This is a genomic window from Azospirillum brasilense (assembly GCF_005222205.1).
GTDB lineage: Bacteria > Pseudomonadota > Alphaproteobacteria > Azospirillales > Azospirillaceae > Azospirillum > Azospirillum brasilense_G.
Genome location: NZ_CP032348.1, coordinates 495,849 through 510,944 on the forward strand (window position 1 = coordinate 495,849; position 15,096 = coordinate 510,944).

The window sequence follows — 15,096 nt, forward strand, 5'->3', positions numbered from 1 at the left end:
CGCGCGCGTCCGGCGGCCTCCGCACCGTGGCGCGGAGGTCGCATCGGCCGGAACGTTTAGGGAAGACCGCCCTTCGGCGGGCTATCTTTCCAGGCGTCGTGTGTTAAGACACCAGACGCAACCTCGCCTCGGCCAGAACGCTCGATGAAAGCCACGACCGACGATAGCATCCGCAAAATCCAAGCCACTATTCCGTGCAAAACCCGCGGGGCCGGTGCATGACGGACCTGCCGGTGCTCGGGGGCGACCTGGATTTCCTGTCCGGCGGAGGCGAGATGGGAGAGCGGATGCGCTCCCACGACTGGGCGTCCACGGCGCTCGGCCCGCCGGAGGGCTGGCCGCAGAGCCTGCGCACCATCGTCAGCGTCGTCCTGTCCTCCCGGCAGGCGATGTTCGTGGCCTGGGGGCCGGAGCTGTCCTTCCTCTACAACGACGGCTACGTGCCGATCTTCGGGGCCAAGCACCCGGAGGCGCTTGGCCGTCCCTTCGCCGAGGTGTGGTGGGACATCTGGCCGCAGATCAAGCCGCTGGTCGACCGCACGCTGTCCGGCGAGGCGTCCTGGTACGAGGATCTGCTGATCCCGATGGAGCGCCGGGGCTTCCGCGAAGACGCCTGGTTCACCTTCTCCTACACCCCGGTGCGCGGCGAGGACGGGCGCATCCCGGGGATGTTCTGCGCCGCCATCGAGACGACCTCGCAGGTGCTCGCCGCCCGGCGCACCGACTTCCACCTGAAGCTGGAGACCCGGCTGCGCCAGCTTTCCAGCCCGTTCGCCGTGGCCGCGGCGGCGGAGGAGGCCCTGGGCCGTCACCTGGGGGTCAGCCGCGTCGGTTACGGCGTGGTCGACGAAACCGCCCGCTTCTTCACGACGGAGCGGAACTGGACCGACGGCAGCGTCGACCATCAGGCCGGCACCCATGACCTGCTGAGCTTCGGACCGGAGCTTCTCGACACGCTGCGCAGCGGCGGGACACTGACCATCAACGACGCCACTGCGGACCCGCGCTTCGCCGCGCCGGACCGGCAGGCCGCCTTCGCCGGGCTGAACATCGCCTCCGCCATCACCACCAGTCTGATCAAGAACGGGCGGATGGTCGCCGCCCTCTATGTCCACGACCGGAAGCCCCGGCACTGGCACCCGGGCGAGGTCCAGCTGGTGGAGGAGGTGGCGGAACGCACATGGTCGGCGCTGGAGCGCGCCCAGGCGGAAGAATCGCTGCACCGCGCCAGCGCCCGGCTGGCCGCGGAGGGGGAGCAGATGCGCGACCTCTTCCGGCAGTCGCCCAACTTCATGTGCGTGCTGCGCGGCCCGGACCATGTGTTCGAACTGGCCAACGATTCCTACCGGCGACTGGTCGGCGACCGCCCCCTGATCGGCAAGCCGGTGCACGAGGCCATGCCGGAGGTCGCCGGGCAGGGCTTCTTCGAGTTGCTGGGCCGCGTGTACGACAGCGGGAAGCCCTTCGTCGGGCATGCCCTGCCGGTGCGCGTCGCCCGCCACCCCGGCGCCCCGGTCGAGGAACGCTTCATCACCTTCATCTACCAGCCGATCAAGGACGCCCTCGGGCGGGTGACCGGGATCTTCTGCGAAGGCAGCGACGTCACCGAGGCCAAGCACGCCGAGGACGCGCTGCGCGACCTGAACGCCACGCTGGAGCAGCGCGTCGCCGAACGCACCGCCGACCGCGACCGCATGTGGCGCCTGTCCACCGACGTCATGCTGGTGGCGCGCTTCGACGGCACCATCCACGCCGTCAATCCGGCCTGGACCAGCCTGCTGGGCTGGACGGAAGAAGAGCTGGCGGCGCGCAGCTTCTTTGACTTCGTGCATCCGGACGATCTGGAGCGCACGCGGGCCGAAGCGGCGCGGCTGGGCACCGGGCAAACCACGCACCGCTTCGAGAACCGCTACCGCCACAAGGACGGTCATTATCTCTGGCTGTCCTGGGTCGCCGTGCCGGACGACCGTTTCATCCACGCCGTGGGCCGCGACATCACCGCCCAGAAGGAAGCCGACGCCGCCCTGCGGCAGACCGAGGATCAGCTTCGCCAAGCCCAGAAGATGGAGGCGGTCGGCCAGTTGACCGGCGGCGTGGCGCACGACTTCAACAACCTCCTCCAGGCTCTGGAGGGATGCCTGTCGATGATCGGGCGCCGCACGGAGGAGCCGCAGGTCCACGCCCTGATCGACGCCGGGCAGCAGGCGGTGGGCCGCGGGGCCAAGCTTGTGCAGCAGCTCATGGCCTTCGCCCGGCGCGACAGCCTGCGCCCGGAATCCATCGGCGTGCGCGACCGGGTGCTCGCCATGTCGGCCCTGCTGGAGCGGGCGCTGCGCGCCGACATCGCCCTGGACCTGCGCCTCGCCGACGATCTCTGGCCCGTCGAGGTGGACCCGACCCAGTTCGAGCTGGCGGTCATCAACCTCGCCGTCAACGCGCGCGACGCCATGCCGGCCGGCGGGCGGCTGACGGTGGAGGCGGTCAACGCCGTGTTCCCCCCCGGCGATCCGCGGGGGGTGGAGGGCGAGTTCCTGCGCCTGTCCGTGTCGGACACCGGCTGCGGCATGCCCGCCACGGTGGCCGCCCGCGCCTTCGAGCCGTTCTTCACGACCAAGGACCTCGGCAAGGGGACGGGTCTGGGGCTGGCCCAGGTCTACGGCCTCGCCCGGCAGGCCGGCGGCACCGCCTGGATCGACAGCGCGCCGGACCGCGGCACGACGGTGCATCTTCTGCTTCGCCGCTCCGCCGTGGCTCCGGCGGAGGAGCCCACCCTTCCCGCCGCCATCGTCCCGCCGCCGGGCGGCGGGCGGCGCCACGGCCGCATCCTGGTGGTCGAGGACGACCCCATCGTCGCCATGACCGTCAGCACGGCTCTGGAGGATGCCGGGTTCGCCGTGCTGTCCGCCGCCAACGCCGAGGAGGCGCTGCCCCACCTGACGGACGACGGAGTCGACGTGCTGCTGAGCGACGTGGTGATGCCCGGCGGGATGAGCGGCATCGACCTCGCGCGCGAAGCCCGCGAGCGGCGGCCCGGCCTGCCGGTCATCCTGGCGACCGGCTACAGCGAGGACATCGCCCGCGCCACCGGCATCCCGGTGCTGGCGAAGCCCTACCGGATCGACGATCTGGTCGGGCGGATCGACGCGATCCTGATGGGCGAAATCGAGGCATACAAGATCAGGGAATAGAAAAGGCGGAGCCCCCAGGGGGACTCCGCCTTGGCCGGCCGCGATCCGGTTGTTCAGATGTGGTCGGAGGACAGGATGGCCTCGGCGTCGCCGCCGGTGCCGCGGCCCGGCAGGACCGCGTTCAGAACGACCCCCATCACCGCCGACAGCGCCATCGAGGAGACGACGAAGCCGCCGTCGCCGAACTTCAGCGACGCCCCGCCGATGCCGATGACCAGGATGGTCGAGGAGATCAGCAGGTTGCGCTTGTTGCCCAGATCAACCTTGCCCTCGATCAGCGTGCGGATGCCCGAGGAGGCGATGACGCCGAACAGGGCGATGGACACGCCGCCCATCACCGCCGTGGGGATGCTCGACAGGAAGGCCGACAGCTTGCCCACGAAGCCCAGGATGATGGCGAGCGTCGCGGCCCCGCCGATCACCCACACGCTGAACACGCGGGTCACCGCCAGCACGCCGATGTTCTCGCCGTAGGTGGTCGCCGGGGGACCGCCCAGCGCGCCCGCCACCATGGTCGCCACGCCGTCGCCGAACACCGAGCGGTGCAGGCCGGGATCGGCGATGAAGTTGCGGCCGACGACGCGGCTCAGCACGATCTGCCCACCGATGTGCTCGGCGATGGTGACCAGCGCCACCGGCGCCACCAGCAGGATCATCGCCCAGGCCGACACGCCCTCCTTCATGCCGGAGAACAGCAGGTGGAAGTCGGGCATGCGCAGGAAGGGCGCGGCGGCGACCGGCCCGAAGTCCACCATGCCGAAGACCACGCCCAGGACATAGCCGGTCAGGATGCCCAGCAGGATCGGCACCACCGTGAAGAAACCGCGCAGCACGATGGAGTAGAGGAAGATGCTGCCCAGCGTCGCCAGCGCCAGCAGGAAATGCGGCAGGCTGTACTCGCCGCCGCCCGCGGTGTTCTGCGCCATGCCCACCGCGACCGAGGCGAGGCCGAGGCCGATCACCACGATCACCGGCCCGACGACGATGGGCGGCAGGATGGCCAGCAGCCAGCGCACGCCGAAGGCGCGGATCAGCAGGGCGACGGCAACATAGACGGCGCCCGCCGCGCAGGCCCCGACCAGCGCGCCGCCGGTGCCGCCGATCTGGGTGGCGGCGACGATCGGGCCGATGAAAGCGAAGGAGGAGCCCAGATAGGCAGGCAGCCGCCACTTGGTGAAGGCCAGATAGATCAGGGTGCCCAGGCCGCTGGTGACGAGCGCCACCGACGGGTCGAGGCCGGTGAGGATCGGCACCAGCACGTTGGCGCCGAACATGGCGAACAGGTGTTGGAGGCTGAGCAGGAGAAAGGTGGCCGGGGGCGGACGGTCGTGGACGTCCAGCACCCGGTCGCGCGGGGCTGTCATGAACTGCGGTTCCCGTATCGGTGGTTGCGCGGCAAGGGTTACTCCGCGACGGCCTGCCCGGTCAAACGCCACCATGCGGTATTTTTCGGCACAAGGCGCCCGCAGGCCCCAACGGCGCCGTCATAGGCGTGAAATCATTCCTTCGTTGCCTCGCCATAGGCCATTCGTTAGTATGAAGTTTGATGAAAATTCCCGTTATCGGACATAAAACTGCGCTTTTGCACGCGGTGCGGGTTTGAACGCTTGATTCTTGAGTGGTTGGACGCATGGCCGACGAACTGTTTGCACAACTTACAGACACCCTTTCGTCGGCGAAGACGGTGGAGGAACTGACCCGGCCCCTGCTGTCGCTTCTGGAACTGGTGACGGAGCTGGAGGCCACCTACCTCACCAGGATCGAGCTGGAGCACGGCATCCAACGCATCCTCTTCTCCTGCAACACCAAGACCCTGACCATTCCCGAAGGGCTGGCCGTTCCGTGGGAGGGCACGCTGTGCAAGCGGGCGCTCGACGAGGGGAAGCTCTACACCGACGACGTGCCCGGCTGCTGGGGCGACTCCGAGGCGGCGGCGGCGCTGGGCATCCGCACCTATGTCAGCACGCCCGTCCATCTCGACGACGGCAGCCTGTTCGGCACGCTCTGCGCCGCCAGTTCGGAGCGCAAGCCGCTGACCCCCAAGGGGGAGCAGGTGCTGCGCCTGTTCGCCTCGCTGATCGCCCTCCACATCCAGCGCGAACAGCTCCTGACGCAGTTCCGGGAGTTGAACGCGGCCCTGGAATCCTATTCCTACACCGACGCGCTGACCGGCCTGCCGAACCGGCGCGCCGTGGTCGCGGAACTGCACCGCCTGTTCGGCATGGCCGAACGGGCCGGCCAGAGCGTGCTGATCGGTTTCATCGATCTGGACGGCTTCAAGGCCATCAACGACACCCACGGGCACGAGGCCGGCGACGAATTCCTGACCCAGGTGGGGCAGCGCATCGGCGCGGGTTTGCGGGCGGGGGACACGCTGGGCCGGCTGGGCGGCGACGAGTTCATCATCGTCGGCATGGGCGCCACGCCCGGCGCCGAGGGGGACGACGCCGCCGACGCTCTGCGCGATCGGGTAATGCCGCTGATCCGCGGCGCCTATCGCCTGGGCGGTTGCGCCTTTGACTATCCGGGGGCGAGCGTCGGGGTGGTCAGCGCCGACCCCGGCACCACGACGCCCGACGACGCGCTGCGCGCCGCCGACGCCGCCATGTATGTGCAGAAGAAGATCCGGCGGGCCGCCCGGGCCTGAGGCCGGAGCCGGGCGCCGCCCGCGGTGGTTGCCGGCGCCTTATGGGCCGCCGGCCACGCTCCACGGATCGGGGGCGGTCACCTCGTAGGGCTGGGCGATGCCGCCCATCGACAGCGCGTGGACCGAATTGCTGGTGAAGCCGCAGGCCTGTTCCGGATTCACGGCGGCGTTTGGACGGACGGCGTAGGGCCGCGGCGCGTCGGGCGACACCGAGGTGGCCTTGGTCCGAACGACCAGCCCGTGGCCCGCCGGAACGCTCTGCTCCACCCACACCCACAGGACGTCCGGGTTGTCGCGGAAGCGGGCCAGCAGGGTCGACAGCGCCTCCGTGCAGGCGGCGTGGTCGAGCTGGTGGGCGCCGCGGTCGATGATCGCCGTGGCCGGTCCGGACGACGAGGCGTCCGCGGGGTTCCAGGTGAACGCCATGAGGCCGGACAGCGCGATGCCAGCGATGGAGGTTCCCCAGAGGACGCCGGAATCGAAACCGGAATCACCGTGACGGCTGGAATGATCGCGCATCGTGGTCCCTCTACAAAACACTCAACCGCTGCAACCGGCGTCCGCGTGTCCCCGTCTGTTTGACAGGAAGGCAGGCCCGTGACGTTGATCCAGGACAAGCACCTCACGGTCTCGCCCGGTTCGTTGTTTATTGTGCACCGCAACATCGGCCCGTCAACACCCACCGGAAGCATGGCAGGGCTGATTCCGCGCGCTTTCACACCCGCGTGGCGATGGCCGCGGCAATTTGCCGCTCCTCCGTGCCGGAGCACCGTGGCGATCGGTGGATGCGCCGTCGGTCGGCAGGCCCCCAGACAACGGGCCCGGCGGCGTCATGGTTCCCCGCCGCTGCCCGATTCGCCAACAAAGTCAGTTGGTTATATTTACGCACATTCAGGATTACGAACGAAGCCAGCCCTTCATTCCGACGCCCGCGGGGCCGGATTGCGGACACGCGGACGCCATTCCCTTTCACCCGCCCTGCCGCCGCGCGCTATGGTGCGCCCGGCGACCAGCGGACCGGCAAGAGTCCGGGGCGCCCGCAAGAAGAACACGAGAACCGGAAGGGACGAGCATGAGTGACGAGACCCCCAGCCGCCGCGCCGCCGCGGCCTTCGCCCAGACGGCGGAAACCGGAACGCCGGTCGCCTTCGCCGATCTGGTGGCGCTGCTGGAGCGCATCTTCCGGCGCCACGGCACGTCGGAGCGGGTGGCGGCGATCCTGGCGGAGAACTGCGCGTCCTGCGAGCGCGACGGCTCGACCAGCCACGGCGTGTTCCGCATCCCCGGCTATGTCGGCTCGCTGAAGAGCGGCTGGGTGGACGGGCGGGCCGAACCGACGGTGGAGGAGGCCGGTCCCGCCTTCCTGCGCGTCGACGCCGCCAACGGTTTCGCCCAGCCCGCCTTCCTGGCCGCACGCGACCGTTTCCTGGGGATGGTGCGCGACAACGGCGTCGCCGTGATGGCGATCCGCAACTCCCACCATTTCAGCGCCCTGTGGCCGGACGTCGAGCCCTTCGCGCGGGAGGGGCTGGTGGCGCTCTCCTTCGTCAACAGCTTCGCCTGCGTCGTGCCGCCGGGCGGCAAGGCCGCGGTCTACGGCACCAACCCGATGGCCTTCGCCACCCCGGTGGCCGGCGGCGACCCGATGGTGTTCGACCAGGCGGCCAGCTCCATGGCCAACGGCGACGTGCGCATCGCGGCGCGCGAGGGACACACCATCCCCGCCGGCTCGGGCGTGGACCGCGACGGCAAGCCGACCACCGACCCCAAGGCCGTTCTCGACGGCGGCGCCCTGCTGCCCTTCGGCGGCCACAAGGGCGGCTCCATCGCCTTCATGATCGAGGTTCTGGCGGCGGCGCTGACCGGCGGCAAATACTCGCGCGAGGTCGACTGGTCGGCCCATCCCGGCGCCGAGACGCCCTGCACCGGCCAGCTCTTCATCGTCATCGACCCGGAGCGCGGCGGGACCGGCGCCTTCGCCGACCGCGTCGCCGGCCTGATCGGGAACGTCAAGGAAGCGGGGCAGGACCGCATGCCGGGCGAGCGCCGCTACGCCCGCCGCGCCCGCACCCTGCGCGACGGCATCCCGCTGCCCCCCGCCCGGCTGGCCGAGCTGCGCGCCCTGGCCGGCGACGCCTGATACCGAAGGCGATTGATGGCCTCCATCAAACGCCTTCGGTTCAAACCCGACAGCACATGGCGCAGCCATGTGCGAAAGGGTCATACGGCCGGCCGATCATGGAACCGTTCATGCGCCGGCCGTATGACGCCCCTTCCCTTCTTCAAACCCGGTCGGTTCCCGCCATGACGACGCCCACCATCGCCACCCTGTCCCGCCAACTCGACACTGGCGCCACCACCAGCCGCCAGCTCGTCGACTCCGCCCTCGCCGCCATCGCGGCCGGGGGCGAGGAGGCGCGCAAGACCTACACCGCCCTGCACGCCGAGCAAGCCCGCGCGGCGGCCGACGCCCAGGACCTGCTGCGCCGGGCCGGGCAGCACCCCTCCCCGTTGGCCGGCCTGCCGATCTCGGTCAAGGACCTGTTCGACGAGGCCGGGCACGTCACGCGGGCCGGGTCGCGGGCGCTGGACGGCGCCGCCCCGGCCAGCCGCGACGCCGACGCGGTGGCCCGGCTGCGCGCCGCCGGGGCGGTGGTGGTGGGCCGCACCAACATGACGGAGTTCGCCTTCTCCGGCGTCGGCATCAACCCGCATTACGGCACGCCCGGCAACCCCGCCGATCCCGCGCGCATCCCCGGCGGCTCGTCGTCGGGCGCCGGGGTGTCGGTGGCGGCCGGCCATGTCCCGCTGGCGCTGGGCACCGACACCGGCGGCTCGATCCGCATCCCGGCGGCGCTCTGCGGCATCGTCGGCTTCAAGCCGACGCAGCGCCGGGTGTCGCTGCGCGGCGCCCTGCCGCTGTCCTGGTCGCTGGATTCCATCGGGCCGCTCGCCCGCACGGTGGAGTGCTGCGCCATCGCCGACGCCGTCCTGGCCGGCGAGGCGGAGTGGGTGCCGCCGCCGGTCGGGCTGGCCGGGCTGCGCTTCGCCGTGCCCCAGACGGTGGTCCTCGACGGCATGGAGGACGCGGTGGCCGGCGCCTTCGACGCCGCCTGCCGCCGCCTGTCCGAGGCCGGGGCGCGCATCGTCGAGATTCCCATGGCGGAGCTGGCGGAGATCGGCCCGGCCAACGCCAAGGGCGGGCTGCCCGCGGCGGAGGCCGCCCACTGGCACCGCGACCTGCTGGCCGAGAAGGGCGACCTCTACGACCCGCGCGTCCGCGTCCGCATCGAGCGCGGCCAGACCATGAGCGCCGCCGATTACATCGAGGTGGCGCAACGCCGCGCCGACCTGATCGCCCGCACCGACCGGATCACGGCGGACTACGACGCGCTGCTGATGCCGACCGTGCCGCTGCTGGCGCCGCGCATCGACGCCTTCGCGGAGGACGCTGAATTCTCGCGGCTGAACCTGCTGCTGCTGCGCAACTGCGCCCTGTTCAACTTCCTGGACCGCTGCGCCATCAGCCTGCCGATGCAGCGGGCCGGTGACCTGCCCAGCGGCCTGATGCTGGTGGGTGCTGCGGGGGCCGATCGCCGCCTGCTGTCCATCGCCGCCGCGGTGGAGCCGGTGGTGGGCGCCTGACGCGAGGGGGGCGGCGCACCAAGCCCGCCCCCATCAAAATCCCAGGGCGCAGCCGTCCTTGCGGTGGTCCGAGCCGGCGATCAGCAGGCCGGCCGCGTGGTCGATCCAGATCGCCTGACCGCCGCCCATCGGCTCGTCCCGGCGGACCACCGCGTGGCCGCGGCGCGCCAGTTCCGCCGCGGTGTCCTCCGCCACGGTGGGTTCGATTTCCAGCACGCCGTTGAAGGCGAAGCTGCGCGGCTGGTCGATTGCCGTCTGTACGTCCAGCCCGCGGTCGAGCACCGCCGACACGAAGGCGCCGTGCCCGGCCGCCTGATAATGGCCGCCCATCACCCCGAAGGGGCAGACCGCGCGCCCGTCCTTGCGGATCAGGCCGGGGATGATGGTGTGCAGCGGGCGGCGCCGCGGCGCCAGGGCGTTGGGGTGCCCCTCGGTCAGGCGGAAGGAGGTGCCGCGGCTGTGCAGGAGGACGCCGGTCGCCGGGTCGAGCTGCACGCTGCCGAAGCTGTGGAAGATCGAGTTGATGAAGGAGATGGCGTTGCCGTCGCGGTCGACGACGCTGAGGCAGACCGTGTCCTTGTGCTCCGCTTCCGTCCACAGCGTGGGGGCCTGGGCGCGGGCCGGGTCGATGCGGCGGCGCAGCGCCGCCGTAGCCTCCGCCGACAGCAGCGCCGCGGCGGCCTCCGGACCGCCCTCCCCCACCAGAACGTCCCGGTGATGGTAGGCGAGCTTGGTCGCCTCGGCCTGCAGATGGTGGCGGTCGGCGTCGCCGACCGACGGCGACAGGTCGAAGCCGCCCAGCGCGTTCAGGATCATCAGCGCGGCGAGGCCCTGGCCGTTCGGCGGGCACTCGAGGATCTCGTAGCCGCGGTAGTCGGTGGCGATGGGCGTCACATACTCCGCCCCGTCCTGCGCCGCCGCGAAGTCGTCCAGCGTGTGCAGCCCGCCGCGGGCGCGCAGGAAGCCGACCAGCGACTCCGCCGTAGCCCCCGTGTAGAAGGCGGCCGCCCCGTGCGCCGCGATGTCCCGCAGCCGTTGGCCGAGCAGGGGCTGGGCGTGGCGCTCCCCGGCGCGCGGCGCGCGGCCTCCGGGCAGGAAGACGCCGCGGCAACCCTCGTCCGCCGCCAGCAGGGGGACCGCCGCCGCCCAGTCCTGGGCCACCCGCGGGGAGACGCCGTAGCCCTCCTCGGCGTAGCGGATGGCGCGGCGGAAGACCCGGTCGAGCGGCAGCCGCCCGTGGTCGGCGTGGAGCCGCGTCCATGCGGCGACAGCGCCCGGCACGGTGACCGCGTGGGCGCCGTGGCGCGGGATCTCGCCGGTGACGCCCAGCCCGGCCAGACGCTCCACGCTCGCGGCGGCGGGGGCGCGTCCGCTGCCGTTCAGGGCGACCACCGGCCCGTTCGCCGGGGCGTAGAGGGCGAATCCGTCGCCGCCGATGCCGGTCATGTGCGGCTCGACCACGCATTGCACCGCGACGGCGGCGATGGCCGCGTCCACGGCGTTGCCGCCCGCCGCCAGGATCTCCAGCGCCGCCGCGCTCGCCAGCGGGTGCGAGGTGGCCACCGCGGCCTCCGTCGCCACCAGCGCCGACCGTCCGGGCCGGCAGAAGTCACGAATCACGACGGGGCGCCCTCCGGGACGGGAAACGGGTCAGTGCGGGTCGCGGCGCAGGGGGATGACGCGGCGGTTCCGGGTCTCCGGCTCCTTCGCGGCGTGGATCTGCACCTTCTTGAGCTGGATGACGTACCGCTCGGCGCCGTTGACCATCACGGCGATGACGGTCGGCCCGTTCGCCCAGTCGCTGGGCACGAGGTGAAGTTCCTTGATGCGCGCGGTTCCGGCGGTCAGCTCCGCTAGGTCCAGAACCTCGTCCCCGGCGCGAAACCCCAGATATTCATCGACGATCATGGCGTCCGGCGGCAGTGTCTTGGCGGCAGTGTCGCCAAGCCTATCAGCACCGCGGGCGGCGGGCCACCGTACAGGCCGCCGCCCGGCGCTTTTTCATAGGAAGCCTTACGAACGGCGCGTCATACGGCGACGCGCGTCAGGTGGCGATGCGCGTCATATGGCAAAACGAGTCATGTGATTGTCCCAGCGGAAGTCGGCCAGCCGCAGTCCCTCGCCCGGCAGGTCCGGCGCCGCGCCGACCGTCCGGAGGTTGCCCAGCCCGCTGCTCGCCAGGAAGCCGTCGCCGTCCGGGGCGATGCCGCAGCCGTCGGGCAGCGCCGCCGACCCCAGCCACGCGCCGGTGGCGTCGTCCCACAGCCCGATGATGCCGCCCTTGGGCGAGCTGGCCGCGACCTTGCCCTTGTCGGCCGCGACGCTGCCGATGTAGCCCTCGAAGCGGGACAGCTCGTCGCCCGGAGTCTCGAACAGGCGGACCGCGCCGCCGCCCGGACGGTGCGTGCCGGTCAGCGGCTGGAGCATGCCGACGGGCCGCTCGTCCTGCGCGCCGAAGGCGATGCCGCCGTCGGCCAAGGCGGCGATGTGGCGGATGCCGAGGTTGGCGTGCTCCTCCGGCAGGCGGACCTGATCGAGCAGCTTTCCGCTCGCCACCTCGACGTAGGTGATGGAGGAGTCCATCTCGTCCAGGTTCAGCTTGGCCCGGCCGGTGTCCGGGTGGGTGATGACGCCGCCGTTGCCGACCGCCAGGACCGTCCCGTCCGCGATCATCAGAAGCTCGTGCGGCCCCAGCCCGTGGGTCGGCATCGCGCCGACGCGGCGGTAGCCGTCCATCGCGTCGTAGACGCCGATCGACCCGGTCTCGCGCGGCACGTCGTCCTCCGCCACATAGAGCAGCCGCCCGTCCGCGGAGAAGGCGCCGTGGCCGGTGAAGCGGCGGTCCTCCGGCGCGCGGATCACCGGCCCCGGACGCCCGTCAACCAAGGACAGCGGCATGAACCAGCGGCCCGGACGGCGGGCGAAGGCGACGGCCTCGGCCCGCGTCGGATGGGGGACGACGCCATGGGCGCGGCCCGGTGTCGGGGTGGTGAAGCGCACGCCACCCGCCCCGTCAAGCGCCGCCACGCCATACTCCGGCGATGCCGCCGCGGTGGCGTAGGCGTTGAGGAACAGCGTGCCCCCCGCGGTCTCCGCCCGCGCCGGCCCCAGGAGGGCGCCGAGCAGTCCGCCGCCAAGCAGACCGCCACCAATCAGGAACAGAGTGCCCCGGCGGGTCGCGTCCATCGCTCAGTCTCCATCCAGTTCGTTGAAGCCGATGCTGATGTCCAGCAGCGGCGCGACGGTGCCGGTCAGCAGGTTGCGGAGGTCCTTGGCCCGTTGCAGGGTCGCCTCCACGGTCTTGCGCCTGGCCGGATCGGCGACGGCGACGTTGATCGGCGCGGGGATCGCCTCGGCGGCGCGGATCGCGGCGGTGAAGCCCTCCTCCAGCGCGCGGCGGGCCTGGGCACCGGGGTCGCCGGCGGGCAGCAGCGCGGTCAGGCCGGGGCCGCCGCCCTCGCCCAGCAGCAGGGCGCGCAACGCCTCCAGGTTGATGCGGACATTGCGCGCCGACTGGCCGCTGCGCAGCGCCTCGGCCACCGCCGGCTTGGCCTCCCCGGCGTTGGGGCCGAGCGGCGCCAGCAGCTTCTGGTCGGCGACCACCTGCAGGGCGGTGAGCGACCCGGTGAACAGGACGTTGACCGCCGCCCCCGCGTCGGGGCCGAGCGCGGTCGGCTCCCCAGCGGACAGCGGCGCCTCCAGCGCCTTCCAGCCGTCGCGGACCTCACGGGTGATGGCGAGGACGTTCTGGGCCACCGCGGCGGCCAGCGCGCCGCGGAAGCGCCCGGCCTCGTCGCCCTGGAACGACGCGGCGGTGACTCCCTCGTCGAACAGCAGCCGTTCCAGCGCGGTCAGCCCCTGCACCGCGGCGCTCTGGCGGGCCAGCCCGCCCGGCTCCAGCAGCTTGGGGTCGCGGGTCTTCAGCATGGCGAGGATCTGACGCTGCACCACCCCGGCCCGCTCCGGCCAGAAGGCGATGCGGTCGGCGCGCAGCTCCGTCGACAGCGGCCCGGCGCGCAGATGCTGGACGCCGGCCCAGGCGTCGTAGACGGCGCGGTGGGCGGCGCGGCAGCCCTCCAGCCCGTCCGCCGTCGGCGCCGCGGCGAACTGGGCCAGCCGCTCCGCGTAGATGCCGGCGGCGGCGGCCAGCGCGTCGAAGCGCGGCAGGGCGTGGGTTCGGACCAGACCGCCCAGCACGGCGGCGTCTCCCGCCGGCTCCCGCGCCGCCAGGGCGAAGCGGCCCGGCAGGAGGATCGACAGGGCGGCGGCCGACATCAGGCCAATCATGCGGCGGCGTTGCATCTCATCACCTATGCCATTCAAACCGTGTGGACTTTAGAGCCCCAGAACGAAACGCACCAACTTTTCCCGGTCGCCGCGCGGCAGGGCCATGAAGGCGCCGCGCGCCTTGTCCGCCTCGCCGCCGTGCCACAGGATGGCCTCGGTGACGCTGCGCGCCCGCCCGTCGTGGAGCAGGGCCAGTGTGCCGTCGGCATCGGCCAGCCGCTTCATTCCCCACAGCGGCGTCGTGCGCCAGTCGCGGCCCCGCGCCTCGCCCATCGCCACGCCGTCGGCCAGATCCTCGCCCAGGTCGTGGAGCAGCAGGTCGCTGTAGGGGAAGATCGTGCGGCGGGACAGCGCGGGATGCGCCGCGTCCTCCGCCGTGGTGAAGGAGGGGCGGTGGCAGGACGCGCAGCCGGTGGCGGCGAACAGCGCGCCGCCCGCCGTGTCGCGCGGCGCCTCCAGCCCGCCGTCCGGCGGCAGGGTGCGCAGATAGCCGTCGATCAGCCCGATCACCGTGGAGGGAATCTCCAGCCCCTCATACTGCGGGGAATTGCCGTGCGGGGCGTTCCGGCACTCGGTCTGCGCCGGGGTGCAGTCGCCCCAGGGCTCGGGATAGGCCGGGGTGGACATGCCGATGTCGAGGCTGAAGGCCTCCGAATTCTGGCGGTGCAGCGTCGGGTGGACGGCCTTCCAGCCAAAGCGGCCGAGCTGCCGCGTCCCCTCCGGCGCCACCCAGTTGGGACGCCCGGCGATGCCGTCGCCGTCGCGGTCCTCCGGATCGGCGCCGGCCAGGATGTCAGCCTCGGGAATGCGCTCCAGCAGGCCCATGCCGCGCACGGACGGGGCGATGCGGGCGGAGATCGCCGTCGCCTCGGCCAGCGGCCCGTAATTGAGGTCGGTGACCGTCACCACCGGCCGGCGCAGCGTCGCCGTGTCGCCGTCGGGAAAGCGCACCGTCTCCTCGCGGTAGCTCAGGGACGGCTTGCCCTCGATGGCGAAGCCGAGCACCGCGTTGGTCTGGATCTGCCGCCCGTAGACCGGGTCGCCGCTGAGCTTCAGCGCGTAGCCGACGCCGCGGCCATCGGGTGAATCGGGATCGGGCGTCTCGGGATCGGGCGGGCGCCCCTGGCGGGCCGCCGGGTGGCAGGCGGCGCAGGAGCGGGCGTCGTAAAGCGGTCCCAGCCCGTCGTTGGCGTGCGTCACCGTCGGGGCGCTGACCCACATCCGCCGGAACAGCTTCTCGCCGATCCGGGCGTCGAGGTCGCCCGCCGCCGCCGGCAGGGCCGGCAGCAGGGCGAGCAGAAAGGCGAAACGGGCTTTCATCGGTCGGGC

The 15,096-nt window shown here is 71.9% G+C and carries 11 protein-coding genes; 4 read left to right on the forward strand and 7 right to left on the reverse strand.

The window, feature by feature from the left end; all coding sequences use genetic code 11:
• Nucleotides 1-218: 218 nt before the first annotated feature.
• Complete coding sequence (locus tag D3869_RS28210; protein WP_247896028.1) at nt 219-3,188, forward strand: PAS domain-containing protein; 2,970 nt, start codon at nt 219-221, stop codon at nt 3,186-3,188.
• A 53-nt stretch (nt 3,189-3,241) separates the two neighbouring features.
• On the opposite strand, the gene D3869_RS28215 is transcribed toward D3869_RS28210, so the two are convergent.
• Nucleotides 3,242-4,552: a solute carrier family 23 protein gene (locus tag D3869_RS28215; protein ID WP_137142995.1), complete on the reverse strand. Its 1,311-nt coding sequence runs from the start codon at nt 4,550-4,552 to the stop codon at nt 3,242-3,244.
• A 266-nt stretch (nt 4,553-4,818) separates the two neighbouring features.
• Here D3869_RS28215 and D3869_RS28220 point away from each other — a divergent pair, with 266 nt between their 5' ends.
• Nucleotides 4,819-5,835 carry a sensor domain-containing diguanylate cyclase gene (locus D3869_RS28220; RefSeq protein ID WP_137142996.1) on the forward strand — a complete coding sequence of 339 codons (1,017 nt, stop codon included), beginning with the start codon at nt 4,819-4,821 and terminating at the stop codon, nt 5,833-5,835.
• A 39-nt stretch (nt 5,836-5,874) separates the two neighbouring features.
• Here the strand turns inward: D3869_RS28220 and D3869_RS28225 are convergent, their stop codons facing one another.
• Nucleotides 5,875-6,354, reverse strand: a complete 480-nt coding sequence (locus tag D3869_RS28225) for a hypothetical protein (protein ID WP_137142997.1) — start codon at nt 6,352-6,354, stop codon at nt 5,875-5,877.
• A gap of 553 nt (nt 6,355-6,907) precedes the next feature.
• Here D3869_RS28225 and D3869_RS28230 point away from each other — a divergent pair.
• Both D3869_RS28230 and D3869_RS28235 read left to right on the forward strand, forming a co-directional pair.
• Nucleotides 6,908-7,975: an Ldh family oxidoreductase gene (locus D3869_RS28230; RefSeq protein WP_137142998.1), complete on the forward strand. Its 1,068-nt coding sequence runs from the start codon at nt 6,908-6,910 to the stop codon at nt 7,973-7,975.
• Between the two features lie 164 nt (nt 7,976-8,139).
• Nucleotides 8,140-9,480, forward strand: a complete 1,341-nt coding sequence (locus D3869_RS28235; protein ID WP_137142999.1) for an amidase — start codon at nt 8,140-8,142, stop codon at nt 9,478-9,480.
• A 33-nt stretch (nt 9,481-9,513) separates the two neighbouring features.
• Here the strand turns inward: D3869_RS28235 and D3869_RS28240 are convergent, their stop codons facing one another.
• From D3869_RS28240 to D3869_RS28260, 5 genes are all read right to left on the reverse strand, one after another.
• Complete coding sequence (locus D3869_RS28240; protein ID WP_175426655.1) at nt 9,514-11,097, reverse strand: gamma-glutamyltransferase family protein; 1,584 nt, start codon at nt 11,095-11,097, stop codon at nt 9,514-9,516.
• Between the two features lie 33 nt (nt 11,098-11,130).
• Nucleotides 11,131-11,388, reverse strand: coding sequence for a hypothetical protein (locus D3869_RS28245; RefSeq protein ID WP_094306058.1), 258 nt, complete (start codon nt 11,386-11,388; stop codon nt 11,131-11,133).
• 153 nt (nt 11,389-11,541) lie between these two features.
• Entirely contained in the window at nt 11,542-12,666 is a 1,125-nt protein-coding gene (locus D3869_RS28250; protein ID WP_137143001.1) for a DUF1513 domain-containing protein, read from the reverse strand.
• A 3-nt stretch (nt 12,667-12,669) separates the two neighbouring features.
• A complete protein-coding gene (locus D3869_RS28255) occupies nt 12,670-13,782 on the reverse strand; it encodes an imelysin family protein (protein WP_247896029.1) in 1,113 nt (370 codons plus the stop codon).
• A gap of 33 nt (nt 13,783-13,815) precedes the next feature.
• On the reverse strand, nt 13,816-15,087 hold the full coding sequence (locus D3869_RS28260; RefSeq protein WP_137143002.1) for a di-heme oxidoredictase family protein: 1,272 nt from the start codon (nt 15,085-15,087) through the stop codon (nt 13,816-13,818).
• Between the last annotated feature and the right edge of the window lie 9 nt (nt 15,088-15,096).